19 protein-coding genes are annotated in these 24,284 nt (G+C 71.3%); 9 read left to right on the top strand and 10 right to left on the bottom strand.

All coding sequences use genetic code 11. The annotated features are described in order from the left end of the window. From ACFP3R_RS24080 to ACFP3R_RS24110, 7 genes are all read left to right on the top strand, one after another. A partial coding sequence (locus tag ACFP3R_RS24080; protein ID WP_380638655.1) for a non-reducing end alpha-L-arabinofuranosidase family hydrolase occupies positions 1-1,037 on the top strand: 1,037 nt, incomplete at its 5' end. A gap of 76 nt (positions 1,038-1,113) precedes the next feature. Then, positions 1,114-3,207 (top strand): family 43 glycosylhydrolase, encoded by a 2,094-nt coding sequence (locus tag ACFP3R_RS24085; RefSeq protein WP_380638656.1) that lies wholly within the window; start codon positions 1,114-1,116, stop codon positions 3,205-3,207. 450 nt (positions 3,208-3,657) lie between these two features. Next, positions 3,658-5,010, top strand: a complete 1,353-nt coding sequence (locus tag ACFP3R_RS24090) for a glycoside hydrolase family 10 protein (RefSeq protein WP_380638657.1) — start codon at positions 3,658-3,660, stop codon at positions 5,008-5,010. Positions 5,011-5,100: 90 nt separating this feature from the next. After that, positions 5,101-6,363: a cellulose binding domain-containing protein gene (locus ACFP3R_RS24095; protein WP_380638658.1), complete on the top strand. Its 1,263-nt coding sequence runs from the start codon at positions 5,101-5,103 to the stop codon at positions 6,361-6,363. Positions 6,364-6,681: 318 nt separating this feature from the next. Next, entirely contained in the window at positions 6,682-8,007 is a 1,326-nt protein-coding gene (locus ACFP3R_RS24100; RefSeq protein ID WP_380638659.1) for a CE1 family esterase, read from the top strand. A gap of 92 nt (positions 8,008-8,099) precedes the next feature. Continuing rightward, the gene (locus ACFP3R_RS24105; RefSeq protein ID WP_380638660.1) at positions 8,100-10,838 is read left to right on the top strand and encodes a beta-L-arabinofuranosidase domain-containing protein; all 2,739 of its coding nucleotides are present in this window, start codon (positions 8,100-8,102) and stop codon (positions 10,836-10,838) included. Positions 10,839-11,325: 487 nt separating this feature from the next. After that, the gene (locus ACFP3R_RS24110; protein WP_380638661.1) at positions 11,326-12,417 is read left to right on the top strand and encodes a DUF3533 domain-containing protein; all 1,092 of its coding nucleotides are present in this window, start codon (positions 11,326-11,328) and stop codon (positions 12,415-12,417) included. Between the two features lie 174 nt (positions 12,418-12,591). Here the strand turns inward: ACFP3R_RS24110 and ACFP3R_RS24115 are convergent, their stop codons facing one another. The 8 genes from ACFP3R_RS24115 to ACFP3R_RS24150 form a co-directional block, all read right to left on the bottom strand. Beyond that, on the bottom strand, positions 12,592-13,341 hold the full coding sequence (locus ACFP3R_RS24115) for an SDR family NAD(P)-dependent oxidoreductase (protein ID WP_380638662.1): 750 nt from the start codon (positions 13,339-13,341) through the stop codon (positions 12,592-12,594). 156 nt (positions 13,342-13,497) lie between these two features. Then, on the bottom strand, positions 13,498-14,403 hold the full coding sequence (locus ACFP3R_RS24120; protein ID WP_380638663.1) for an AraC family transcriptional regulator: 906 nt from the start codon (positions 14,401-14,403) through the stop codon (positions 13,498-13,500). Positions 14,404-14,448: 45 nt separating this feature from the next. After that, positions 14,449-15,726 carry an MFS transporter gene (locus ACFP3R_RS24125; protein WP_380638664.1) on the bottom strand — a complete coding sequence of 426 codons (1,278 nt, stop codon included), beginning with the start codon at positions 15,724-15,726 and terminating at the stop codon, positions 14,449-14,451. Between the two features lie 79 nt (positions 15,727-15,805). Further along, positions 15,806-16,933 carry a glycosyltransferase family 4 protein gene (locus ACFP3R_RS24130; RefSeq protein ID WP_380638665.1) on the bottom strand — a complete coding sequence of 376 codons (1,128 nt, stop codon included), beginning with the start codon at positions 16,931-16,933 and terminating at the stop codon, positions 15,806-15,808. A gap of 33 nt (positions 16,934-16,966) precedes the next feature. After that, a complete protein-coding gene (dcd, locus tag ACFP3R_RS24135) occupies positions 16,967-17,515 on the bottom strand; it encodes a dCTP deaminase (RefSeq protein WP_380638666.1) in 549 nt (182 codons plus the stop codon). After that, on the bottom strand, positions 17,512-18,063 hold the full coding sequence (locus ACFP3R_RS24140) for a dCTP deaminase (protein WP_380638667.1): 552 nt from the start codon (positions 18,061-18,063) through the stop codon (positions 17,512-17,514). The genes dcd and ACFP3R_RS24140 overlap by 4 nt, the downstream gene beginning before the upstream one ends. 348 nt (positions 18,064-18,411) lie before the next feature. Continuing rightward, positions 18,412-19,047, bottom strand: a complete 636-nt coding sequence (locus tag ACFP3R_RS24145) for a hypothetical protein (RefSeq protein ID WP_380638668.1) — start codon at positions 19,045-19,047, stop codon at positions 18,412-18,414. A gap of 30 nt (positions 19,048-19,077) precedes the next feature. Next, positions 19,078-20,469, bottom strand: a complete 1,392-nt coding sequence (locus ACFP3R_RS24150) for an aspartate aminotransferase family protein (RefSeq protein WP_380638669.1) — start codon at positions 20,467-20,469, stop codon at positions 19,078-19,080. Positions 20,470-20,578: 109 nt separating this feature from the next. Here ACFP3R_RS24150 and ACFP3R_RS24155 point away from each other — a divergent pair, with 109 nt between their 5' ends. After that, positions 20,579-21,034, top strand: coding sequence for an Lrp/AsnC family transcriptional regulator (locus ACFP3R_RS24155; protein WP_380638670.1), 456 nt, complete (start codon positions 20,579-20,581; stop codon positions 21,032-21,034). A 192-nt stretch (positions 21,035-21,226) separates the two neighbouring features. Here ACFP3R_RS24155 and ACFP3R_RS24160 read toward each other — a convergent pair whose 3' ends face one another. Beyond that, positions 21,227-22,087 (bottom strand): LPXTG cell wall anchor domain-containing protein, encoded by an 861-nt coding sequence (locus ACFP3R_RS24160; RefSeq protein WP_380638671.1) that lies wholly within the window; start codon positions 22,085-22,087, stop codon positions 21,227-21,229. Positions 22,088-22,097: 10 nt separating this feature from the next. Beyond that, positions 22,098-22,661, bottom strand: coding sequence for a papain-like cysteine protease family protein (locus ACFP3R_RS24165; RefSeq protein ID WP_380638672.1), 564 nt, complete (start codon positions 22,659-22,661; stop codon positions 22,098-22,100). 441 nt (positions 22,662-23,102) lie between these two features. On the opposite strand from ACFP3R_RS24165, the gene ACFP3R_RS24170 reads away from it, so the two are divergent. Then, positions 23,103-24,206 carry a pectate lyase family protein gene (locus tag ACFP3R_RS24170; protein WP_380638673.1) on the top strand — a complete coding sequence of 368 codons (1,104 nt, stop codon included), beginning with the start codon at positions 23,103-23,105 and terminating at the stop codon, positions 24,204-24,206. Positions 24,207-24,284: the final 78 nt, after the last annotated feature.

The following is a 24,284-nucleotide window of genomic DNA, read 5'->3' on the forward strand; positions in this document are numbered from 1 at the left end:
AGGGCGCCTCCACCGCCGACGGCGGCAACATCGTCCAGTACAGCGACTGGGGCGGCGCCAACCAGCAGTGGCAGCTCGCCCGCGTCGGCTCCGGCCCCACCACGACGACGACCACCCAGCCGGGCGGTGGGTGCTCCCTCCCCTCGTCCTACCGCTGGTCGTCCACGGGCGCGCTGGCGCAGCCGAGGTCGGGCTGGGTCTCGCTCAAGGACTTCACCTACGTCCCCTACAACGGCAGGCACCTGGTCTACGCCACGACCCACGACACGGGGACGTCCTGGGGATCGATGAACTTCGGGCTCTTCAGCAACTGGTCCGACATGGCCTCGGCGCCCCAGCAGGCCATGAACATCGGCACCGTCGCGCCCACGCTGTTCTACTTCGCCCCGAGGAACATCTGGGTGATGGCCTACCAGTGGGGCGGGACCGCGTTCAGCTACCGGACGTCGACCGACCCCACCAACCCGAACGGGTGGTCGGCGCAGCAGGTGCTCTCCACGGCGAGCATCACCGGCTCCGGCACCGGACCCATCGACCAGACGATCATCGGTGACGGCCAGAACATGTACCTGTTCTTCGCCGGTGACAACGGCAAGATCTACCGCCAGGTCATGCCGATCGGGAACTTCCCGGGCAGCTTCGGCTCCTCCTACACCACGATCATGAGCGACACGACGAACAACCTGTTCGAAGCGGTCGAGGTCTACAAGGTCCAGGGCCAGAACCAGTACCTGATGATCGTCGAGGCGATCGGGTCGAACGGGCGCTACTTCCGCTCGTTCACCTCCAGCAGCCTCGGTGGTTCGTGGACGCCGCAGGCCGCCACCGAGGGCAACCCCTTCGCCGGCAAGGCCAACAGCGGCGCCACCTGGACCAACGACATCAGCCACGGCGACCTGATCCGCGCCAACCCCGACCAGACCAAGACCATCGACCCCTGCAACCTCCAGCTCCTCTACCAGGGCCGCAACCCCAGCTCGGGCGGCGACTACGGCAAGCTGCCCTACCGACCGGGCCTGCTGACCCTACAACGCTGACCGACCCCCGGCGCCCCGCACACCCGTGCGGGGCGCCGGGCCGCACACCGCCCGAAGCGGCGGGTAAGGAGTTGTCATGTCCGTCCCCGATCGACTCCCGCGGCACCCCGCACGCGGACGCCGGTTGTCGCGGGTGGCCGCGGCGCTGGCGGTGGTCGTGCTCGGCGGTGTCGTGGTGGTCTTCGGCGCGGCCACCGGGTCGGCGGCCACCGTCGACACCACCGCGTGGTACGTGCTGGTCAACCGCAACAGCGGCAAGGCGCTCGACGTCTACAACCTCGCCACCAACGACGGCGCGCGGATCACCCAGTGGACCAGGGGTGACGGCGCCAACCAGCAGTGGCAGTTCGTCGACTCCGGCAACGGCTACTACCGGCTCAAGTCCCGCCACTCCGGCAAGGTGCTCGACGTCCACAACTTCTCCACCGCCGACGGCGGCGCGATCGTCCAGTGGGCCGACGGCAACGGCACCAACCAGCAGTTCCGCCTCGCCGACTCCGACAGCGGCTACGTGCGCCTGATCAACCGCAACAGCAACAAGGCGGTCGAGGTCCAGAACGCCTCCACCGCCGACGGCGGCAACATCGTCCAGTACAGCGACTGGGGCGGCGCCAACCAGCAGTGGCAGCTCGCCCGCGTCGGCTCCGGCCCCACGACCACGTCCCAGCCGCCGGGCGGGCAGTACACGAACCCGGTGGTGTGGCAGGACTTCGCCGACGTGGAGGTCATCCGGGTCGGGGACGTCTACTACATGACCGCGTCGACGATGCACTACTCCCCCGGCGCGCCGGTCCTGCGCTCGTACGACCTGGTCAACTGGGAGTTCGCCGGTCACTCCGTGCCCTCCCTGGACTTCGGCGCCAAGTACGACCTGACCAACGGGCAGCGGGCCTACGTCAACGGCATCTGGGCCTCGACGCTCCAGTACCGACCGAGCAACCGCACCTACTACTGGGCCGGGTGCATCGACTTCAACGACACCTACGTCTACACCGCGTCCGACGTCGCGGGACCGTGGAACCGGCACGCCCAGATCGACAACTGCTACTACGACGCGGGCATGCTCATCGACGACAACGACACCATGTACGTCGCCTACGGCAACGGCACCATCAGCGTCGCCCAGCTGTCCGCCGACGGCCGCAGCCAGGTCCGCGCGCAGCAGGTCTTCCAGACCCCGTCGAACATCGGGACGCTGGAGGGGGCGCGGTTCTACAAGCGCAACGGCAGCTACTACATCTGGCTGACCCGACCCGCCAACGGCCAGTACGTGCTCAAGTCGGACAACGGGCCGTTCGGCCCGTACACCCTGCGGCAGGTGCTGCTCGACCTGCCGGGACCCATCTCCGGTGGCGGCGTGCCCCACCAGGGCAGCCTGGTCCAGACCCAGAACGGGTCCTGGCACTACATGTCGTTCGTGGACGCCTACCCCGGCGGCCGCGTGCCGGCGCTCGCCCCGATCACCTGGACCGCGGACGGCTGGCCGACCCTCCAGACGGTCAACGGCCGGTGGGGCGTGAACTACCCCTCGCCGCTGCCGATCCGCCCGGTCAAGCCGCTCACCGGGTCGGACACCTTCGCGGGCACCGCGCTGGGCCCGCAGTGGGAGTGGAACCACGACCCCGACACCAGCCGGTACTCGGTGAACAACGGGCTGACGTTGCAGACGGCCACGGTCACAGGCGACCTGTACGCCGCCCGCAACACGCTGACCCACCGCATCCAGGGGCCGACGTCGACCGCCACCATCGAGCTGGACCACAGCACCATGCGCGACGGTGACCGGTCCGGCCTGGCGATGCTGCGCCAGTCCTCGGCGTGGATCGGCGTCAAGCGCGACAACGGCCAGACCCGGGTCGTGATGACCACCGGGTTGGCCATGGACAGCAGCTGGCGCACCACCAGCACCGGCACCGAGGCCGCGAGCGCCGCGATCAGCGGCGGCCGGACCTGGCTGCGGATCAACGCCGACATCCAACCCGGCGCCAACCGCGTCGCCCGCTTCTCCTTCAGCACCGACGGCGTCAACTTCAGCCCGCTCGGCCCGGCCTTCACCCTCAACAACGCCTGGCAGTTCTTCATGGGCTACCGCTTCGGCATCTTCAACCACGCCACCCAGGCCCTGGGCGGCTCCGTCACCGTGCGCGAGTTCAACCTGACCACTCCCTGACTCGCGTGCACCTCCCGAGCGGCGGTTCCGGCACCAAGGAGTACCCGGGACCGCCGCTCTTTCGCCATGCCCTCGACCGCCACAGGACAAAATTTCCGAAACTAGTTTCGAATTCTTGCGAAAAAAGATCCCGCCGCAACCCGTTTCGGCACCCTCGAAGCACAGCGTGTTCCACCCACCCAAAAAGGGCTTCCACCTGGGGTTTCAACTCCACATCAAGATCATGCTTAACCGGTTCGGCGATGTTCATGGATGTAAACCTCGGCGGGAGAGTGGGCTCGGACAAGCCTTGATCGGCCGATCTGTTTCGGTTAATACTGCTTAACGTTTCGAACCGAACAGCGTGTGGACAATGGCTCCCCGCCACCCGCACCGAGCGGACCACCGACCCGCTCCCACCCCACCCACCCCACCCGCACTCCCGCGGGTGCTCCTCAGAAAGCGCCGAACATGACGCTGACAGCGAAGTCAGTCACACGGGCCGCACTCGTGTCGACCTTGGTCGCCGCCGCCGCGGGCGCCGCGGTCCTGGTGGCGTCACCCGCCAGCGGCGCCGCCTCCACGCTCGCCGGGGCGGCCCAGCAGAGCGGCCGCTACTTCGGCACCGCGGTGGCCGCGAGCAGGCTGGGCGACTCGACCTACGTCGGGATCCTCAACCGCGAGTTCGACATGGTCACGGCCGAGAACGAGATGAAGATGGACGCGACCGAGCCGTCCCAGGGCCGGTTCAGCTACGGCAACGCGGACCGGATCGTGAACCAGGCCATCGGCCAGGGCAAGCGGGTGCGCGGTCACGCCCTGGCGTGGCACTCGCAGCAGCCGAGCTGGATGCAGAACATGTCCGGCAGCTCGTTGCGCAGCGCGATGCTCAACCACGTGACGCAGGTCGCGACCTACTACCGGGGCAAGATCTACGCCTGGGACGTGGTGAACGAGGCGTTCGCGGACGGCAGCGGCGGCGGTCGGCGGGACTCCAACCTCCAGCGCACCGGCAACGACTGGATCGAGGCCGCGTTCCGCGCCGCCCGCGCCGCCGACCCCGGCGCGAAGCTCTGCTACAACGACTACAACACCGACAACTGGTCGCACGCCAAGACCCAGGGCGTCTACCGCATGGTCCAGGACTTCAAGACCCGCGGCGTGCCCATCGACTGCGTCGGCTTCCAGGCCCACTTCAACAGCGGCAACCCCGTGCCGTCGAACTACCACACCACGCTCCAGAACTTCGCCAACCTCGGCGTCGACGTCCAGATCACCGAACTCGACATCGAGGGCTCCGGCTCCAGCCAGGCCCAGCAGTACCAGGGCGTCGTCCAAGCCTGCCTGTCCGTCACGCGGTGCACCGGCATCACGGTGTGGGGCATCCGCGACAGCGACTCCTGGCGCGCCTCCGGCACCCCGCTGCTGTTCGACAACTCGGGCAACAAGAAGGCCGCGTACAACTCGGTCCTCTCCGTCCTGAACAACGTCTCGACCTCGATCCCGTCGACCACGGACCCGACCGGCCCGACCACCACCACGCAGAACCCGGACCCCGGCGGCTGCACCGCGACCTACGCCGAGGGCCAGAAGTGGAGTGACCGCTTCAACGGCCAGGTCACGGTCTCGGGCACGAACAACTGGATCGTCACGGTCACCGTCAGCTCGCCCCAGCGGATCATCTCCACCTGGAACACCAGCGCGACGTGGGAAACGGCCAACGTGATGACCGCCCGCCCCAACGGCAACGGCAACTCGTTCGGCTTCACCATCCAGCACGGCGGCAACTGGAACTGGCCCAGCATCTCCTGCCGGGTCGGCTGAACCACCGCGGGAGGGTCCGGAGCCACCGGGCCCTCCCGCTCCCGTTCCGACACCGATCCGCCGCCAACCGGAGTGGTAAGGAGCAGTTCCATGCGCAGGAAGGACTCCAACGCGTCACGACCGGCCGCGGTGGCGGTCGCCGCCGCGCTCGTCGCGGCGGCCGGCGCCCTGATCGGATCGCAGCCCGCCTCGGCCGCCGCCGGTTGCCGGGTCGACTACCCGATCGGCTCGCAGTGGCCGGGCGGCTTCAGCGCCACCGTGGTCGTGACGAACCTGGGCGACCCCGTGACCGGGTGGCGGCTCTCGTGGGCGTTCCCCGGGAACGAGCGGATCACGCAGTCGTGGAACGGGTCGCACACCCAGTCGGGCAACCAGGTCACCGCGGTCAACGCGGCCTGGAACGGCTCCGTCGCCACCGGGGCCTCGGTCTCCTTCGGCTTCAACGCCACGTCCGACGCCCGCCCGACCACGCCGCCGGTGTTCACCCTCAACGGCACCGCGTGCACCGGTTCGACCACGACGACCACGACCACCACCACGACGACCACCACCACCACGACGACGCCCCAACCCGGTCGTCCCATGGTCGAGAACAACTTCCCGGTCACCAGGGAAGGCGCGTACGGCGACAACCGGTTCACCGTGTTCCGCCCGTCCGACCCCCGGGCGGTCGGCCGCGCGCTCCCCGTGCTGGCGTTCGGGAACGGCGCGTGCGCCCACACGAACAACAGCGAGGTCACCCGGGCGCTGACGTTCATCGCCTCGAAGGGCTTCGCCGTGGTGGACACCGGCTCGGTGGACGGCTCGCCCAACGGGGTGCCCAGCGGCTCGCCCATCCCCTCCCTGCTGACCGACGCCATCACGTGGGCCGAGCGCGAGCAGGACCGCTCCGGAGCGCCGCTGGGCCGGCACCTCGACCTGGGCAGGGTCGCCACCGCCGGCCACTCGTGCGGCGGCCTGGAGGCCATGGTTGCCGCGCAGGACCGCAGGGTGTCCGCTGTCGTCTCCTTGAACAGCGGTTTCTTCGCCGACGGCGCCTTCGGCTACCCGCGTTCCGAACTCGGCAAGCTGCACACGCCCGCCCTGTTCATGGACGGCGGCTCCGCCGACATCGCCTACGCCAACAACCAGGCCAACTACGACCTGGCCGGCGTCCCGGCCGTGCTCGCCCGCCACCCGCAGGCCGGTCACGGCGGCTTCATCACCGGAGCCCAGATGACCGACGGCATGACGACCGTCGTGCAGTTCCTCGACATGGTGCTCAACGGGAACCAGGTGGCGCGCGACTACGTCCTCAGCCCGTCGGGACTGGCCGCCAGGGCGCCCTGGGTGGTGGCCCGGAAGAACTTCTGAGGCCCGCGGTGAACCGTCCCGAAGCTAAAGATGTTAGCGCTCACTTCACGAGCGTCAACGTCGTTCTTCTCTGCTGCGCCATCTGAACCAATCTCCACCCAGGTCCCGGAGAACGGTTGTGAGCGTGAACATCCGGCTGTCACACTGCGGTGCGGCGGGGTCGGCGGCTCGGTCCACCCACCGGGCGCACCCCGCCGCACCCCGGCACGCCCGCACCCCGTCGACTCCCCCGGCCTGGACCGCACCACGACCACGACGTCACCGGTTCGCCGCCCACCAGCACCACGTGGGCGGTCCACGACGACAGGAGGAACAACGATGTTCCACCAGCACGAGGTCCGACGCAGGTCCCTGATCGCGGCCGTCGCCGCGGGCGCCCTGCTCCTGCTGGGCGCCGGCGGCGTGGCGCTCGGGGGCACGACCCCCGACCAGGTCGGCACGACGGCGGCCACCGCCGGGTGCGGCAAGGCGCCCACCCTGACCAGCGGCACGCACACGATCACCAGCAGCGGCCAGAGCCGCACCTACGTCCTGCGGCTGCCCGCCGACTACGACCGCGACCGCCAGTACCGGCTGTTCGTGGGCTTCCACTGGCTGAACGGCACCGCCAACGACGTCGACTCGGGCGGCGCGGACGGCTACAACTGGTCGTACTACGGGCTGCGGCGCCTGGCGGACGCCGCGAACAACAACACGATCTTCGTCGCACCGCAGGGCCTCAACAACGGCTGGGCGAACTCCGGCGGTCGCGACCTGACCTTCGTCGACGACCTGGTCCGGCAGCTCGACACCGCCCTGTGCATCGACACCACCCAGCGCTTCGCCGGCGGCTTCAGCTACGGCGGAGCCATGTCGTACGCGGTCGCCTGCGCCCGCCCCACCGTCTTCCGCGCGGTCGTGGTCTACGCGGGCGGGCAGCTCAGCGGGTGCAACGGCGGCACCCAGCCCATCGCCTACCTGGGGCTGCACGGCATCGGCGACACGGTGCTCAACATCTCCCAGGGGCGGGCGATGCGCGACACGTTCGTGCGCAACAACGGCTGCACGGCCCAGAACCCGCCGGAGCCGCGCGCGGGCAGCCTGACCCACGTCGTCACGGCCTACACCGGCTGCCGCGCCGGGTACCCGGTCGTGTGGGCCGCGTTCGACGGCGGCCACACGCCCGCCCCGGTCGACGGCTGCTCCTGCACCGGCTGGCGGACCTGGACGTCCGCCGAGGCATGGAAGTTCATCACCCAGTTCGAGGGCAGCGGCCCCACGACCACCACGACGACCACCACCACGACGACGACGACCACGACCACCACGACTTCGGTGCCCGGGGGTACGACCTGCCGCGTCACCGACACCATCAACGCCTGGAACACCGGCCTGACGTCCAGCATCACCATCACCAACACCGGCACCACCCCGGTCAACGGCTGGTCGCTGGTCTTCACGCTGCCCGGCGGGCAGACCATCACCTCCGGCTGGAACGCCACCTACTCCCCCACCTCGGGCCAGGTGACGGCCAGGAACGTCGCCCACAACGCCGGCCTCGCGCCGAACGCCTCGGTCACCATCGGCTTCCAGGCGAACCACACCGGCAACACCGCCGCCCCGACCTCGTTCGCCCTCAACGGCACCACCTGCTCGACCCCCTGACCACGCCGCGCCGCCGCGGCGAAGCACGACCGGACACCACCACGCCGCCGCCGGACCCACCGCGTCCGGCGGCGGCCGATGACAGGAGTGCCATGTCGTCCTCACCGCTGAGCCGACGCAGACTGCTCCAGGCCGCCGGGGTCGCGGCGGTCGCGACCGCCGCGCCGTCGATGCTCCCGGGGGTCGCCCACGGGGCCTCGGTCCCGCCGGTCCGCGGCGACCTCGGCGTGTCGGCGCACCCGTTCGACCTGGGCCAGGTCCGCCTGACCTCGGGGCGTTGGCTGGCCAACCAGGACCGCACCCTGTCCTACCTGCGGTTCGTGGACGTCAACCGGTTGCTCTACAACTTCCGGATGAACCACCGGCTGTCCACGCAGGGCGCGGCCGCCCTGGGCGGGTGGGAGGCGCCGAACTTCCCCTTCCGCACCCACAGCCAGGGCCACTTCCTCACCGCGTGGGCGCAGGCGTGGGCGGTCCTGGGCGACACCACCTGCCGGGACCGGGCCAACCTCGTGGTCGCCGAGCTGGCCAAGTGCCAGGCGAACAACGCGGCGGCCGGGTTCACCGCCGGGTACCTGTCCGGGTTCCCCGAGTCGGACTTCGACGCGATGGAGGCGGGCAGCCCGAAGTCCGTGTCGTACTACTCGCTGCACAAGACCCTCGCCGGGCTGCTGGACGTGTGGCGCCACATCGGCAACACGCAGGCGCGCGACGTGCTGCTGCGGTTCGCGGGCTGGGTGGACTGGCGCACCGCCAGGCTGTCCTACGCCCAGATGCAGCGCGTGCTGGGCACGGAGTTCGGTGGCATGAACGCGGTGCTGGCCGACCTCTACCAGCAGACCGGCGACGCCCGCTGGCTCGCCACCGCCCAGCGGTTCGACCACGCGGCCGTGTTCGACCCCCTGGCGGCCAACCAGGACCGGCTCAACGGGCTGCACGCCAACACCCAGGTGCCCAAGTGGATCGGCGCGGCGCGCGAGTACAAGGCCACCGGCACGACCCGCTACCGCGACATCGCGTCCAACGCCTGGAACATCACCGTGGCCGCGCACACCTACGTGATCGGCGGCAACAGCCAGGCCGAGCACTTCCGCGCGCCCAACGCCATCGCCGCCTACCTCAACACGGACACCGCCGAGGCGTGCAACACCTACAACATGCTCAAGCTGACCCGCGAGCTGTGGCTGCTCAACCCCGACCACGCGGCGTACTTCGACTTCTACGAGCGCGCGCTGCTCAACCACCTGATCGGCCAGCAGAACCCCGCCGACCCGCACGGCCACATCTGCTACTTCACCGGCCTCAACCCCGGTCACCGGCGGGGCAACACGGGGCCCGCGTGGGGAGGCGGCAACTGGAGCACCGACTACACCACCTTCTGGTGCTGCCAGGGCACCGCGCTGGAGGTCAACACGTCCCTGGCGGGTTCGATCTACTTCCGCGACGGCACCACGCTCACGGTGAACCTCTACACCCCGTCGGTGCTGACGTGGTCGGAGCGCGGCATCACGGTCACCCAGACCACGACCTACCCGGCCTCCGACACCACCACCCTCACCGTCGGCGGCAGCGCGGCCGGGTCGTGGACGATGCGCCTGCGCATCCCCGCGTGGACCACCGGGGCCACCGTCAGCGTCAACGGCGTCGCGCAGGGCGTCACCGCCACCCCGGGCACCTACGCCTCGCTGACCAGGTCGTGGGCGCCCGGCGACACGGTCTCCCTCCGCCTGCCGATGCGCGTGGTGACGCAGGCCGCCAACGACAACCCGGCCGTCGTCGCGATCACCTACGGTCCCGCGGTCCTGTCGGGCAACTACGGCAACACCGCCCTGTCCCGGCTGCCCGTGCTCGACGTCGGCTCCATCACCCGCACCAGCACGTCGTCGCTGGCCTTCACCGCGCGGGCCGACGGCGCGACGGTCAACCTCGGCCCGTTCCACGACGCCCACGGCCACAACTACACCGTCTACTGGAGCACCACCGGCGGGGGCGGCGGGTCGGAGGGCGGGTACCGGCTGTTCAACGCCGCCAGCGGCCTCGTGCTCGGCGTGCAGGACATGTCCACCGCCGACGGCGGCCTGGCCGTGCAGTGGGGCGACACCGGCACCGCGGACCACAACTGGCAGGTCGTCGCGGACGGGAGCAACGTCCGGCTGCGCAACCTCAACAGCGGCAAGGTCCTCGGCGTGCAGGACATGTCGACCGCCGACAACGCCCGCGTCCTCCAGTGGAGCGACACCGGCACCGCCGACCACAAGTGGACCCTGGTGGACAACGGCGACGGCACGCACAAGATCCGCAACGTCAACAGCGGCAAGCTGCTGGGCATCCTGAGCGGATCGACGGCGCAGGGAGCACAGGCCGTGCAGGACCCCGACAACGGCTCGGCCGACAACCGGTGGCGGTTCGTGCCCACCGGCGCCCGGCGCGTGCAGAACCGCGCCAGCGGCCTCGTGCTCGGCGTGCAGGACATGTCCACCGCCGACGGCGGTTCGGTCGTGCAGTGGGACGACAACGGCACCGCCGACCACCTGTGGACCGCCGTGCTCGACCCCGACGGGTACTTCCGGCTGCGCAACTCGCACAGCGGCAAGGTGCTCGGCGTCGAGAACGGCGCCAACGCCAACAACGCCCGGGTGCTCCAGTGGTCGGACAACGGCACCACCGACCACAGGTGGCGGCTCCGCCACGGCGGCAACGGCTACTTCCGCGTCCAGTGCGGCAACGGCGGGCGGGTCCTCGGCGTGACCGGCGGCTCCACCGCCCGTGGCGCGCAGGTCGTGCTGTACGACGACAACGGCGCCGCCGACCAGCTCTGGCGCTTCGTCTGAGCCCGGTGGGCCCGGCGTCGCCCGCGAGGGGAAGAACGCACCCCGGTACGGCGTCGGGTCGGTGGCCGGTGGGGGGGGGGGGGGGGGGGGGGGGGGGGGGGGGGGGGGGGGCGGCCGGGTCCCGGGACCCGGCCGCCCGCCGGCACGTGGCCTGAGCCACTTCGGGTACGTCCCGCGCGAGGTGTTCCACCCCCGGCCGGTCCCGCTGACCACCCGCGAGCGCATCCGCGAGGTCCCCCTGGCCGACGGCGTCGACATCGTCCACCACGTGACCGCGAATCTCCCCGCCTGGGTGTCACCCGGATGCGCATCGCGGTCACCGTCCCGCTCCGGTCGGCCGAGGCGTTCCCCGGCGTGGTCACGGCGCAGGTCGGGCAGCGCGCCCGGGACGGGTGAACGAACCCGCCGCCCGGACTGCGTGACCGGACGGCCTGCCCCATGCTGTCCGAAGAGGACGGCAGGCAGCACCGCGGAGGACACCCACCCGATGACCCACCCATCCCCCACCGGGCAGCCCGTGACCGGGGGCCAGGAGCGGACCCGCTTCGCCGACGAGCTGCGCGACGCGCTCGACCTGCGCGCGGTGCTGCTGATCCTGGGCGTCCTGGCGTTGCAGCTGGGCTTCGTGCTGTCCTACATCGGCGCCTTCCACGCACCCACGCCGCACCGCATCCCCGTCGCGGTCGTCGCGCCCGCACCCGTGGCCGACCAGCTCGTCCAGCGGCTCGACGCGCTCGACGGTGAACCGCTCCGGGCGCGCACCGCCGACAGCGAGGACCGGGCCCGCGCCCTGATCCTGGACCGGACCGTCGACGCGGCCATCGTCGTCGACACCGGCGGCACCACCGACACCCTGCTGGTCGCCTCCGCGAGCGGCCCGGCCGTGTCCTCCACCGCCGCCCAGATCGCCCAGCAGGTCGAAACCGCCCAGAACCGGCAGGTCACCGTCGAGGACATCCTCCCGCCCGCCGCGGGCGACGGGCGCGGTCTGTCGTCGTTCTACCTGGCGCTGGGCTGGATCGTCGGCGGCTACCTCGCCGCCGCCATCATCGGTCTCGCGGGCGGCGCCCTCCCCGTCAACCTGCACCGCACCCTCATCCGCCTGGGCGCCCTCGCCCTCTACGCGGTGGCCTCGGGCCTCGGTGGCGCGCTCATCGCCGGCCCTGTGCTCGACGCCCTGCCGGGTCACCACCTCCGGCTGTGGACCATCGGCGCGCTCGTCGTCTTCGCCGCGGCCGCCGCCACCCTCGCCTTCCAGGTCCTGCTGGGGATGGTCGGCATCGGCGTGACCATCCTGGCCTTCGTCGTCCTGGGCAACCCCAGCGCGGGCGGCGCCTACCCGACGCCGCTGCTGCCGACGTTCTGGCGCGCCATCGGCCCCTGGCTCCCGCCCGGGGCGGCCACCACCGCGATCCGCAACACGGTCTACTTCTCGGGCCACGCCACCGCCGGACCGCTGTGGACCCTCTCCGCCTACGCCCTCGGCGGCATCGCCCTCGCCGTGGTCGCGACCCTCGCCCGCCGACGACGCGCCCCGCAACTCCGGCACGGCAGGCACGAGGTGCGACAGCACCCCTGAACCGGCACTACTGAACCGGCACTCCTGACCCGGCACCCCGGGTACGGCCCGCGGCGGGGGTCCGCGACGGGAGTGCGTGGACTCGGACCCGGCCGGACGAGCAGCCGGCTCCGCGCGTCCCCGCGGAGCCGGCTGCTCGTGGTGACGGCACGGCGTCACCCTCCCGTTCGTCGATCACCTCGCCTCGGCGAGCCGGACGGCGTCGGGGCCGGCCGGGAAGCGGAGCTGACCGGTCGTGTCGTGCACCGCCCGCCACACCGCCTCGGCAACGTCGCTCTCCCGGGTGAACAGGTCCTGATCCATGAAGCCGTCCACGGCCTTCTTCGCCCACATCGCGTAGGGCTCCGGGAACATGTCGTCCGGCGAGGCCCCGTTCGTGGCCCGGACCCCGAAGTTCGTCGTCAGGCAGGCGCCAGGCTCGACCGTCTTCGCCCGCACGCCGAAGGGCGCGAGTTCGAGCGCGAGGGACGCGGTGAACCCCTCGACCGCCATCTTGCTCGCCTTGTACACGGCCGTGAGCGGCATGTGGCCCAGCACCACGCTGGAGGTCACGTTGACCACCACGCCGGAGCCGCGCTCGCGGAACTGCGGCAGCACCGCCCGGGTCGTCTCCATCACGCCGAACGTGTTGGTCTCGAACACCTCCCGCACCCGGGCCGCGGGGGTGCCCTCGAACACGCCGATCGACGGGATGCCCGCGTTGTTGACCAGGGCGTCGACGGGTCCCGCCGCCTCGAACGCGGCGGCGATGCCGGCCGGTTCGGTCACGTCGAGGCCGATGACGCGCAGCCGGTCCGACCCGGGCAGGACGTCCGGGCGCGGGGTGCGCATCGTGGCGATGACGTTCCAGCCCCGGTCGTGGAAGTGGAGGGCGGTCTCCCGCCCGTAGCCGGAGGAGGTGCCGGTGATCAGGACCGTCTTCACGTGGTGCTCCCTGCGGTGTCGTGGAACCCCCGGGCGGAGCAACACCTCCCTACCCGGGTGGAGAAGTCGTGATCCCATTCAACCGCTCTGACCTGCTGGAACAGTAGAACTATCCTGCCCCGCCCTTGCACGATCCTCCACCGGGCCCGGTCCGGTTCAGCCCAGGGCGCCCGCCGTGGCGCGCCCGGCGTCCCGCAGGCGGGCCGCGTCCCGGCTCGGGGGCGCGCCGAACCGGCGGCGGTACTCCCGGCTGAACTGCGACGGGTTGTCGTAGCCGACGCGCCGGCCGACCCCCGTGACGTCGCCCGGGTGGGTGGCGAGCAGCAGCCGGGCCTCCTGGAGCCGGATCTGCTTCTGGAACTGGATGGGGCTCATCGCGGTCACCGCCTGGAAGTTGCGGTGGAAGGCGGAGACGCTCATGCCGGACATGCGCGCCACGTCCTCGACCCGGAAGGGCTGCGCGTAGTGCTCGCGGATCCAGCGCACGGCCCGCGAGACGTGGCTGAGGCCGCTGTCGGCCAGGCCGAGCTGGCGCACCGTCGCCCCCTGCTCCCCGGTGATCACCCGCCACAGGACCTCGCGCTTGACCATCGGCGCCAGCACGGCCCGGTCGCGGGGCTCGTCGAGCAGGCGCAGCAACCGGACCACCGCGTCGAGCAGCGCGGGGGAAGCGTCGCTGACGGCGATGCCCGACGGAACGCCCCCGCCGGCGCGCGGGACGTCCCCGGGACCGGCCTGGAGCAGCAACTCGGCGACGGCGGCGGGTTCCAGCACGAGACCGAAGCCCAGGGCGGGCCGCTCGGGGTCCGCCCGGGTGAAGTGCCCGGTGACGGGCAGGTCCACGGAGGCGACCAGGTACTGCCCGGGGCCGTACTCGTAGATCCGGTCGCCCAGGGCGAGGCGCTTGGCGCCCTGGGCGATGACCGCGAGGACCGTGCCGGACGTGGAGGGCGTCGGCGGGTCCGGCCGGTCGACCTTCGAGATCAGGACGCCGTCGATGGCGGTGGTCCAGTCGGGGCGGACGTGCCGGGCCAGCAGGGCGCGGAGCTCTTCGAGGCACATGCGCCCATTGCAGCACCTCCGGCACCTGCCCCCGACGACACGAGGTCAGGTCCGCTCGTGGACCGGCCGGCGCGGGCGTGCGACGGCCAGGGCGCACAGGCCGGCGGCGAGGAACGAGCACACGGCCGCGGCGAGGAACACCCAGCGCAGGCCGAGGGCGCTGCCCAGGAGTCCGCCCGCGCCGTTGCCGAGCAGACCGGCGACCGACCGGGTGGCGACGAAGACGCCGGTGCCGAACGCGTCCCGCCGGGGGAACCGCTCCTGCACCGCGGCCATCCCGACGCTCACCAGGCAGGCGACCGCCACCGCGCCGAGCACCTGGAGCAGCGCCAGTTGCCACACCCGGTCGACGTGGGCCAGCAGGACCATCTCGACGCCGGCCGCGACGCAGCCGCCCAGCACCACCCGGTCCGGGCCCCACCGGGCCGCGGCCACGCCGCAGACCGGGATCAGCACCACCTCAGCCAGCGGCGCGACGCCCAGCACCAGCAGGACCCGTGCGAGCGGCAGGCCCGCCCCCTCGGTCAGGAACACCACGAGGAACGCGGACCGGACGATCGGCGCCGTCAGCGCCAGGCCGAGCGCGGCCAGCAGCAAGCCGAGCCCGGCCCGCCGCCGGGTCGTCGGGACCGGGCGGTTCCCCGGGGTCCGGTGGTCGTCGGGGGACCGGCGGGTCAGGTGGGTGCGGAGCGTCCCGAGGTAGATCAGCCCGCACGCGCCGAGCGCCACGCGCACCCCGAACCCGGTCAGCAGCGCCGTGCCGATCACCGGCCCGAGCACGTAGCCCAGCGCGTACGCGGTCCGCATGAGCGCCGTGAGGGCGACGAGCTCGGTCGGTTCGTCGGGTCGGCCGGCGGCTCTTCGGCCCGCCGCGAAGAGCTGGGCGTTGGCGGCTTCGAGCACGCCGAGGAAGACCACGCCGACGACCACGAGGTGGACGACGTCGTCCACGACGAGCAGGGCCGTGCAGCCGGCGCACACCCACAGCACGCTGCCGACGCCGAGTCGGCGCCTGCTGCCGGTGCGGTCGGCCAGGCGCCCCAGCAGCAGGCTGGTCGGGACCGCGGTCGTCGTCATGAGCACGAAGAGCAACCCGACCGCGGCCACGTCCGCGTCCAGCTCGGTGACGGCGAAGACGGGGATGAGCACGAACAGGATCGACACGGCGCTGCCCGCGGCGGTGAAGGGGAGGCAGGTCCGGCGCAGCGACGGGTCGCGGAACGGTCCGGTGACCGTCCGGCGGAGGTGCTGCCGGAACGTCTCGGCGCCGGCGGTCTGCGGCCCGGAGGTCTGCGGCCCGGAGGTCACAAACTCAGCGGTCACCGGCTCAGCGGTCACCGGCTCAGGGGGCACCGACTCGGCGGTCACCGGCTCGGGCGGCACCGACTCGGCGGTCACCGGTTCAGCGGGCGACCGGTCGGGCGGACGACAGCACCCGCCGCGACACCTCCGCCACCCGGTCGGCGGTCCGCGCCACGTCGAAGGTCGCGGCGTTGCGCAACCCCTGGGCGCTCGCCTCCCGGCGCGCGGCCGGGTCGTCGGCCAACAGGTCGATCGCGGCCGCGAGCGCGGCGGGATCGCCGGGGCGGAAGGGCACCGCGGCGGGACCGAGCGTCCGCGACAACCCCGGGATCTCGGAGTGCACCACCGGGAGCCCGTGGGCCTGCGCCTCGACGGCCACCAGCCCGAACGCCTCGATCCCACGGGTGGTGAAGACGAACGCGTCGTGGTCGGCGAACCGCCGCCACAGCTCCTCCCGGGTCAGGAAGGGCAGGAAGTCGACGCGGTCCGACAGGCCGAGTTCGACGGTCCGCCGGCGCAGCCACGGCAGCTCCTCGCCGTCCCCCGCGATCGTCAGCCGGTGCGGGTACCGGGTCAGGGGCAGGCTCTCCAGCGCCGTGCGGGTGCTCTTGTTCTCCACCAGCCGACCGGCGTGCAGGAGGTTGAGCACGCGGTTGGCGCCCGGCACGTGCCGCCGGGCGACCCGGTGCAGCGGAATTCCCCACGGGACGATGTCGAGCCGGTCGCCGAACCGGCCGCCGGTCACCTCGTCGACCCGGTCCCGCAGCGCGGTGTTGGGCACGACGACCGCGGCGCTGCGTTCGACCACCTCGACCAGGGCCGCCCGCGCCTGCGCCGAGGCCAGCGCCGAGATGACGTCGGTGCCGTGCGCGATCGACACCACCGGCAGGTCGGTGGCGGCGCGGGAGAACGCGAGGCTGAGGCCGAACCCCAGGTGCTGGGCGTGGATCACGTCGTGGTCGGCGCGGGCGAGGTGGCGGGAGACCTCGTCGGTCAGCGCGTCCACGTAGGCGGGGAACTCCGGGCCGTACGGCTGCTTCACGCTCTCGCACACGACGATTTCGGTGAACCCGTGGTCCCAGTCGGGTGTGACCGGGGGCAGGCAGAAGAAGGTCGTCCGCAGCCCCGCTCCCCCGGTGCGGCGCAGGGCGCGGTACACGTCACCGCACAGGATCGGGCTGCCCGCCGACGGTGCCAGCGGCAGGTCGATCCCGGTGGCGATGCGCATGGGTGCTCCTCGGTCCAGGTCGGTCCACGGGCATCAGCCGACGGGCTGGGTCGTCAGCTCCTCGTCGCTGAAGTCGCGGTGGATCATCGAGGGCATCGGGCGGCGCGAGTGCTGGTACTTGCCCCGGTAGAGCTCGATCTCGCCTTCGACGGACCAGAAGGTCACCTGCCCGATGCGCATTCCCGGGTAGACCCGGACCGGTTGTACCGCGTGCAGCTGGAGCGTCCAGTTGTTGATCGAACCGATGTCGATCAGATCGGCGGTCACGTGGATGAACAGCCCGAGCCGGGCGATGGAGGACCTCGCGCGGATGATGGGGACGTAGTGCTCGCTGCCCATCCGCTCCGCGGTGCCGGCCAGGTAGATCCGGCCGGGTTCGAGGACCGTGCCGTGCTCGGGGATGGTCGCGTAGCGCACCTTGTTCTCGACCCGGCAATCGAGCACCTCGTCGACGTACCAGCAGATCTCGTCGCCGAGCAGGAAGTCGTAGCTGTTGGGGCTCAGCCTCGACGGGTCGAACGGTTCGATTCGTATGCGACCCGCGGCGACCTGCTTCTCGATCTCGGGACCGGTGAGGATCACCGTTTCTTCCTCTCGCCGTGTTCGGGGAAACCGGAGGCGACGGCCGGGTTCCAGGGAGCCGGGTCGGACCGGGTCCCGTAGTGCCCCTCGTACGGCATCCGCCCGCCGACCGGGCGCCAGAAGCTGACCTGCCCGACCACCATGCCCGCGTAGACCCGGACCGGTTGCGTCACCACGATCTCCAACGTCCAGTGGTGCACCGCGCCGAGCTGGCCCAGGTCGGCGGAGACCTGGAGGAAAACGCCGAGCCGGCCGAGGGAGGACCGCCCGATGAGGCTCGGGACGTAGTGGGTGCTGCCGATGCGCTCGGCCGTGGTGCCGAGGTAGACGCGGCCGGGTTCGAGCACGTGCCCGTCCACCTCGGAGACGGTGAACTCCGTCAACGCGGGCGACCTGGTCGGATCGGCGACGTCGTCGGCCATCACCCGCAGCCGGGGGCCGAGCCGGTAGTTGTGGCTGTTCGGATTCGTCAGCGCCGGGTCAAAAGGATCGACGCAGATCTCACCCGCAGCCACGGCGCGTTGGATGGCCGAGCCGCTGAGGATCAAGGCCACCTCCTCGGGAATGGCGAAATGAGATTCGCCGCTCATTCCGGGGCCCACCGTTCCCAGGCGCCCACCGCATTTTTCCGCACCGCGCGGCAGCCTGACTCCGACCGCCGACCTCTTCATACCGTTCTACCACCCGGATTGATGTCCCGCCACCGCACACACCCCGCACCTACGGCTTGCCCACAATGCTTGACAGGCGGCGGTGCCGGGCCAAGAATGCCCGCTCCGGTCGACCGGTATTGTGACCGGCCCATCCGGTGATATCACCTGTACAGCGTATTGATGTGGTCCGAGCGGGTACTGCCGCACCGGGAAAAGCCGAATGTCGCGCAACGGGGAACGACCTCATCCCCTGAGCACCGGCAGACCGGCGACCAGCCGCTCGCGCAGGGCGTCGCCGTCGACCCCGCCCGCGCCGTCGAGCACCTCGGGCACGAGGAGGTCCGCGACCGGGACGGTGGTGGCCTCCACCTCCGCCGCGTTCAGGTGGGTGTGGTCGGCGCAGGGCGGCTGGACGAGGCGGCCCGACAGCGTGCCGCCGACGTGGTCGGGGGCGCACTCGGCCAGCCACACCTGCACGGCGGCCCGCAGGTCGCCGCGGAACTCCAGGTACTTGTCGGTGTACTCGCCGAAGACGACCTCCGCGGTCGTGTCGCCGGTGACGACGATCTTCGGGTCGCACGTGGTGTGGATGCCGGTCGTGCGCAGGTCGCCGAGCACCACCAGCGCCGCCGCGCCGTCGTCCACGTCGTAGACGCTGCCTGACACGGTCAGGTCGCCGTCCACGACGCAGCCGATGTCCCAGGCCACGTCCCACGGGTGCGGTTCACCGCGGTTGAGGGGGAAGTTGCCGGTGACGACGGCGTTCCCGGCGTGCAGGACGTACTCGCCCTCGTGCAGGTTCTCCCGGGTGGACGGGGGAAGACCCCGCTGCCGGAACAGCTCGACGACCTCGGCCCAGGTGATGTTCCTCGTGCTCACGGCCGCACGGTACCGGCAGCGGCGGTCGGGTCAGGCGCGTCGCGCGGCGGTGGTCAGCGCCCGGTCGAGGAGGTCCAGGCCGCGGTCGAGCTCGGCGTCCGTGATCGTCAGCGGCGGGGCCACCCGGAGGATGCTGCTGCTGCCGGGGAACTGGACGATGTTGAGGTGCAGGCCCAGCTCGAAGCAGGCGGCGGTGACCTCGGCCCCGAACCGCTCGGCCGGGTGCTTGTCGACGCGGTCGGTGACCAGCTCGACGCCCTGCAACAGCCCGCGGCCGCGGACGTCGCCGATCCGGTCGTGGCGGGACTGGAGCTCCAGCAGGCCGTGGCGCAGCCGCTCGCCCCGGCGCCGGGCGATCCGGTCGAAGCCGTGCTCGGCCAGGACGGTGACGACCGCCAGGCCGACCGCCGCGGCCAGCGGGTCGGAGACGTGGGTGGTGACGAAGTAGTAGCCGCGCTCGTGGCAGCGCTCCTCGACCTCCGCGCTCGTGATCACCGCCGACACCGGCAGCCCCGCGCCGAGGGTCTTGGACAGGGTGAGGATGTCGGGCACCACGCCGTCGCGCTGGAAGGCGTACCAGTCGCCGGTGCGGCACAGCCCGGTCTGCGCCTCGTCGAGGATCAGCAGCATGCCGCGCTCCTCGCACTTGCGCTTGAGCGCGGCGAAGTAGCCCGGTGGGGGTTCGATGACGCCGCCGGTGCTCAGGATCGGTTCGGCGATGAACGCGGCGAGGCTGCCCACGGACTGCCGGTCGACCATCGTGAACGCGAAGTCCAGCTCGGCCCGCCAGTCGTGCTCCCCGTCGCGGGTGAGCAGCGGGCGGTAGGCGTTGGGGGTCGGGACGACGATGTTGCCCGGCGCGACCGGCCCGTACCCGGTGCGGGCGACGCTGAAGGTCGCCGCGCCGGCCGCGTGGGTGACGCCGTGGTAGGACTGGTCGAAGGCGACGATCTCGTGCCCGCCGGTGCAGAGCTTGGCCATCCGGATGGCCGCCTCGTTGGACTCGCCGCCGGTGCTCAGCAGCATCACCTTGTCGAGCGGGTCGGGCAACGTGGCGGCCAGCGCGGCGGCCAGGTCGACCACCGGGCGGCTGAGCATCCAGCTGAAGAGGTGGTCCAGCGTCGCGATCGAGCGGCTGACCGCCTCCACGACGGCCGGGTGCGAGTGCCCCAGCAGGGCGCTCATCTGCCCGGAGGTGAAGTCCAGGATCGCGCGCCCGTCGCTGTCGAACACCTCCGACCCGGCGGCGCGTTCGATGATCGCCGGGGTGAAGTCGCCGCCCGAGTAGCGGATCAGGTGACGGCGGGCCGTGGCCCAGAACTCCTCGGTGGTGGCCCGCGCGCCCGCCGGGGGCAGCGCCGGGAACGGCGGCGCGGATGACGGCGTGGGTGACGGCGTGGAGGGCTCGATGGTGGTGCTCATGTCCTACCCCTGTCTCCGAGCGGCCATTGCCGACGACGGTAGGCGGGAGACCGGAGCAGCCGATTGCTTTTGTTGCCCGCGAACGGCCCACTGTTGGCACAATCGCCCCGTGGATCGCATCGACCGCGCGATAATCGACCAACTGCGTCGCGACTGCCGCCTGACCAACACCGAACTCGCCGACCGGATCGGCCTCACCCCCTCGCCGTGCCTGCGCAGGGTCAAGAGGCTGGAGGAGGACGGGGTGATCCTCGGCTACCACGCCCGCATCGCCCCCGACGCCCTCGCCCGCGGCTTCGAGGTCCAGGTCGACCTCGAACTCACCGACCAGGCGCGGGCCACCGTCGAGCGGTTCGAGGCCGCGCTGGTCGCCTTCGACGAGGTCGTCGAGGCGCGCCGCATGTTCGGCGCACCGGACTACCACGCCCTGATCGCCGTGGCCGACCTGCCCACCTACGAGCGCTTCCTGACCCAACGGCTGATGGCCGTACCCGGCCTGGCGAAGCTCCAGTCGCGCTTCGCCATGAAGACCATCAAGTCCGACGTGGCGCGGAACGGGCGGTGACGCCGGGCGCCCCCGGCCCCAGGTCGACGCCCTCCAGCCCTTCCGGCGGCGCCCACACCACGTAAGCGCCGGCACGCAGGTCTTCTCGCTCCACTCCGCCCCCTCCCCTGCCGGTGGCACTGCGCCGAAGGGTAGCCACGGCTTCGCCCCGGCACCGGCAGGATGCCGGGTGCCGGGGCGAAAGGGGCGGGTTCAGCCGGTGGTGGCGCGCCGGCGGCGGAAGAGCAGGAAAGCGCCGCCCGCGAGCGCGAGGGCCGTGCCGGAACCGCCGATCAGCAGGGGTGCCGAGGACGTCGTGTCCCCGGGCTCCCGGGCGGTGCCGTAGCCGCTGGACATGCCCCGCGTGTCGTAGTCCGACCCGGGCAGCTTGTCGGCGTAGCGGGCCTTGACCAGCTTCTGGTAGTCGCTCAGCGACACCGACGACTGGCCGCCCAGGGCTTCGCGCGCCTGGTCGTTGAGCGGCTTGACCGTGAGGAGCCTCAGCTCGTACCAGCCGCGGACCTGCGGCTCGTTGAACACCAGGGACCCCACACCGGCCTTGGCGGCGTACGCGGCGTCGCTGTCGCCCTCGCGCACCGCCGCCAGGTGCCAACCGCCACCCTGCGTCGGGGCGAGGATGACGGTGGCCTGGCGGTTGTTGACGGTGACGCTCAGCGAGGACACCAGGTAGCCGAGCCTGATCGCCTCGACGGCGACCGGCGGGGAGGTGCCCGCGACGAAGCCCGGCGTGAGCTCGTTGAGCGCCAGCGGGTCCTTGATCGTGAAGGTCGGCATGCCCTCGCACGGCTCGGCCTTGTCCGGGATCGTCTGCGGTGTCTCCGAACCGCCCTGCGGCACCGGCGCGGCCAGGAAGCGGCAGACGGCGTTGAGTGCGTCGGTCGACTTCACCGCGTCGAGGGCGGCCTGGTAGTCGGGGATGTCCGGGAGCGGGTCCTCGGCGGCGCGGCCGGGGCCGGGGGTGGACAGCAGGACCGACGCGCCCAGGGCCAGGACGGCGGTCAGCCGCGAGAGGCGTGAGGCCGTCCGCACACCGGGTGTTCGTGTTTCGCGCATGTCGCCTGCCTCAACGGGAGATGCCGATCCGGGAGTGGGTCCACTTGAACGAGTTGTTGTTGACGTAGTCGCTGTAGTTCCACCAGGTGTAGGTGGCGGTGTCCGGCCACGGGTCGGCCACGGCGATGGTGTTGTTCGCGGTGTCGAAGCCGTAGACCACGTTCATGTGGCCCCCGCCCGAGGTCCACCCGATGCGCGCGCCGAGGGGGCGGGCGGCCTTGACGTCGGTGTAGACCTGGTTGAACGAGGCCGCGCTGTTCAGGCCGGAGCCGGGGTGGGCCATGCCGAGGCTGCTCCAGCCCCTGGCCATGTCGTCGAGCGTGGCGGGCTGGTTGTTGCAGCCGTAGTAGGGCTGGGCCCGGGTGCAGAAGTCCGCCTGCGTGCTGCCGAGGCCGTGGTACTTGGCGATCGTCAGCCCCGAGGCGACCCAGCACCACTGGGTCTTCTCCTGCTTGTACATGGCGATGTTGTCGTACCCGGCTTCCGCCTGGGCCGTGCCTCCGGCGGCCACGAGCAACCCCGAAACCGCCAGTGCGACGGCCGATGCCGCGGCCGTGAACCTGGATCTGCCCATCTTCCTGCCTTCCCGTGTGTGCCGTGAGTTCCGGACTACCTGTCAGGAACATGACAGCGCGAAATTTTGTCGCCACCCAGGGGCGGTGCGGAAAATACGCCCTCAAGGCAGCGCGACACTCTTCACGGTGGCGGCGGCGGCCTTGATCGTGACCCTCGGTTTTCGCCTGCCGAACCGCATGGGTGGTCGGAACACCACGGGGTGAGTGCCACCGCTCCCCGTTGATCAGCAGGACGTGGCCGGGGCGCGGCGGGCGGGAGGAGCGCCGGGTTCACGTACCGGAACTTCGCGGGGCGTTGTGCACATTCGTGAACAAGCCGTCGCTGATTGACACGGTCGACATCGGCACCTAGCGTGAGGCAAGCGCTTTCCGAGCTGTGCCGGAACTGGTTCCGAACGAATTCGACAGCCTTCCCACCCTTCGACGACGCAGGAGAAGGAATGAAGAGATCAGTCGCACGGCGATTCCCCGCGGCCGCGGCCGCGCTGGTCGCCGCGACCTCGGCCGGCGTGGTCCTGGCGATGCCGCCGGCGTCGGCGGCGGCCGGTGCCGCGACGGGCTACGCGTCCCAGAACGGCGGGACCACCGGCGGTCAGGGCGGGGCGACGGTCCGGGCCACCTCCGGGACCCAGATCCACCAGGCCCTGTGCGGCCGGGCCGGCAGCAGCACGCCGATCACCATCCAGGTCGAGGGCCGGATCAACCACGGCAACACCACCAAGGTCTCGGGCGACAGCTGCGAGACCGCCGCCGGCGTGATCGAGCTCAAGCGGATCAGCAACGTCACGATCATCGGGGTCGGCAGCGGAGCCGTGTTCGACCAGCTCGGCATCCACATCCGCGAGTCGCGCAACATCATCATCCGGAACGTGACGATCCAGAACGTCAAGAAGTCGGGTTCGCCCACCTCGAACGGCGGTGACGCCATCGGGATGGAGAAGAACGTCCGCAACGTCTGGGTGGACCACGCCACCCTGCTGGCCTCGGGCGGCGAGTCGGAGGGCTTCGACGGCCTGTTCGACATGAAGGACAACACCCAGTACGTGACCCTGTCCTACAGCACCCTGCGCAATTCCGGTCGCGGCGGTCTGGTGGGTTCGAGCGAGAGCGACACCTCGAACGGGTTCGTCACCTACCACCACAACCTGTACCAGAACATCGATTCCCGCACCCCTTTGCTGCGGGGCGGTATCGGGCACATGTACAACAACCACTACGTGGACGTCCACGAGTCCGGGATCAACTCCCGGGCGGGGGCGAAGGCCAAGGTGGAGAACAACTACTTCAAGGACGTCCACGACGCCCTCGGCACCTTCTACACCGACGAGGCCGGGTACTGGCAGGTCAGCGGGAACACCTTCGACAACGTGACCTGGTCGGCCCCCGACGAGGAGACCAACCCCGCCGGTCCCAACCCCACGTCCACCACCTCGGTCGGCATCCCCTACAGCTACCGGCTCGACCAGACGAGCTGCGTGCCGGGCATCGTCAGCCGCACGGCGGGCGCCAACACGGGCATGAGGGAGTCCGACGGCACCTGCTAGGCGCGAGTCCGCCGGACCGGTGCCGACGGACCGGTGCCGACGGACCGGTGCCGACGGACCGGTGCCGACGGACCGGTG

This window comes from Saccharothrix lopnurensis (assembly GCF_042658445.1).
Classification (GTDB): domain Bacteria; phylum Actinomycetota; class Actinomycetes; order Mycobacteriales; family Pseudonocardiaceae; genus Actinosynnema; species Actinosynnema lopnurensis.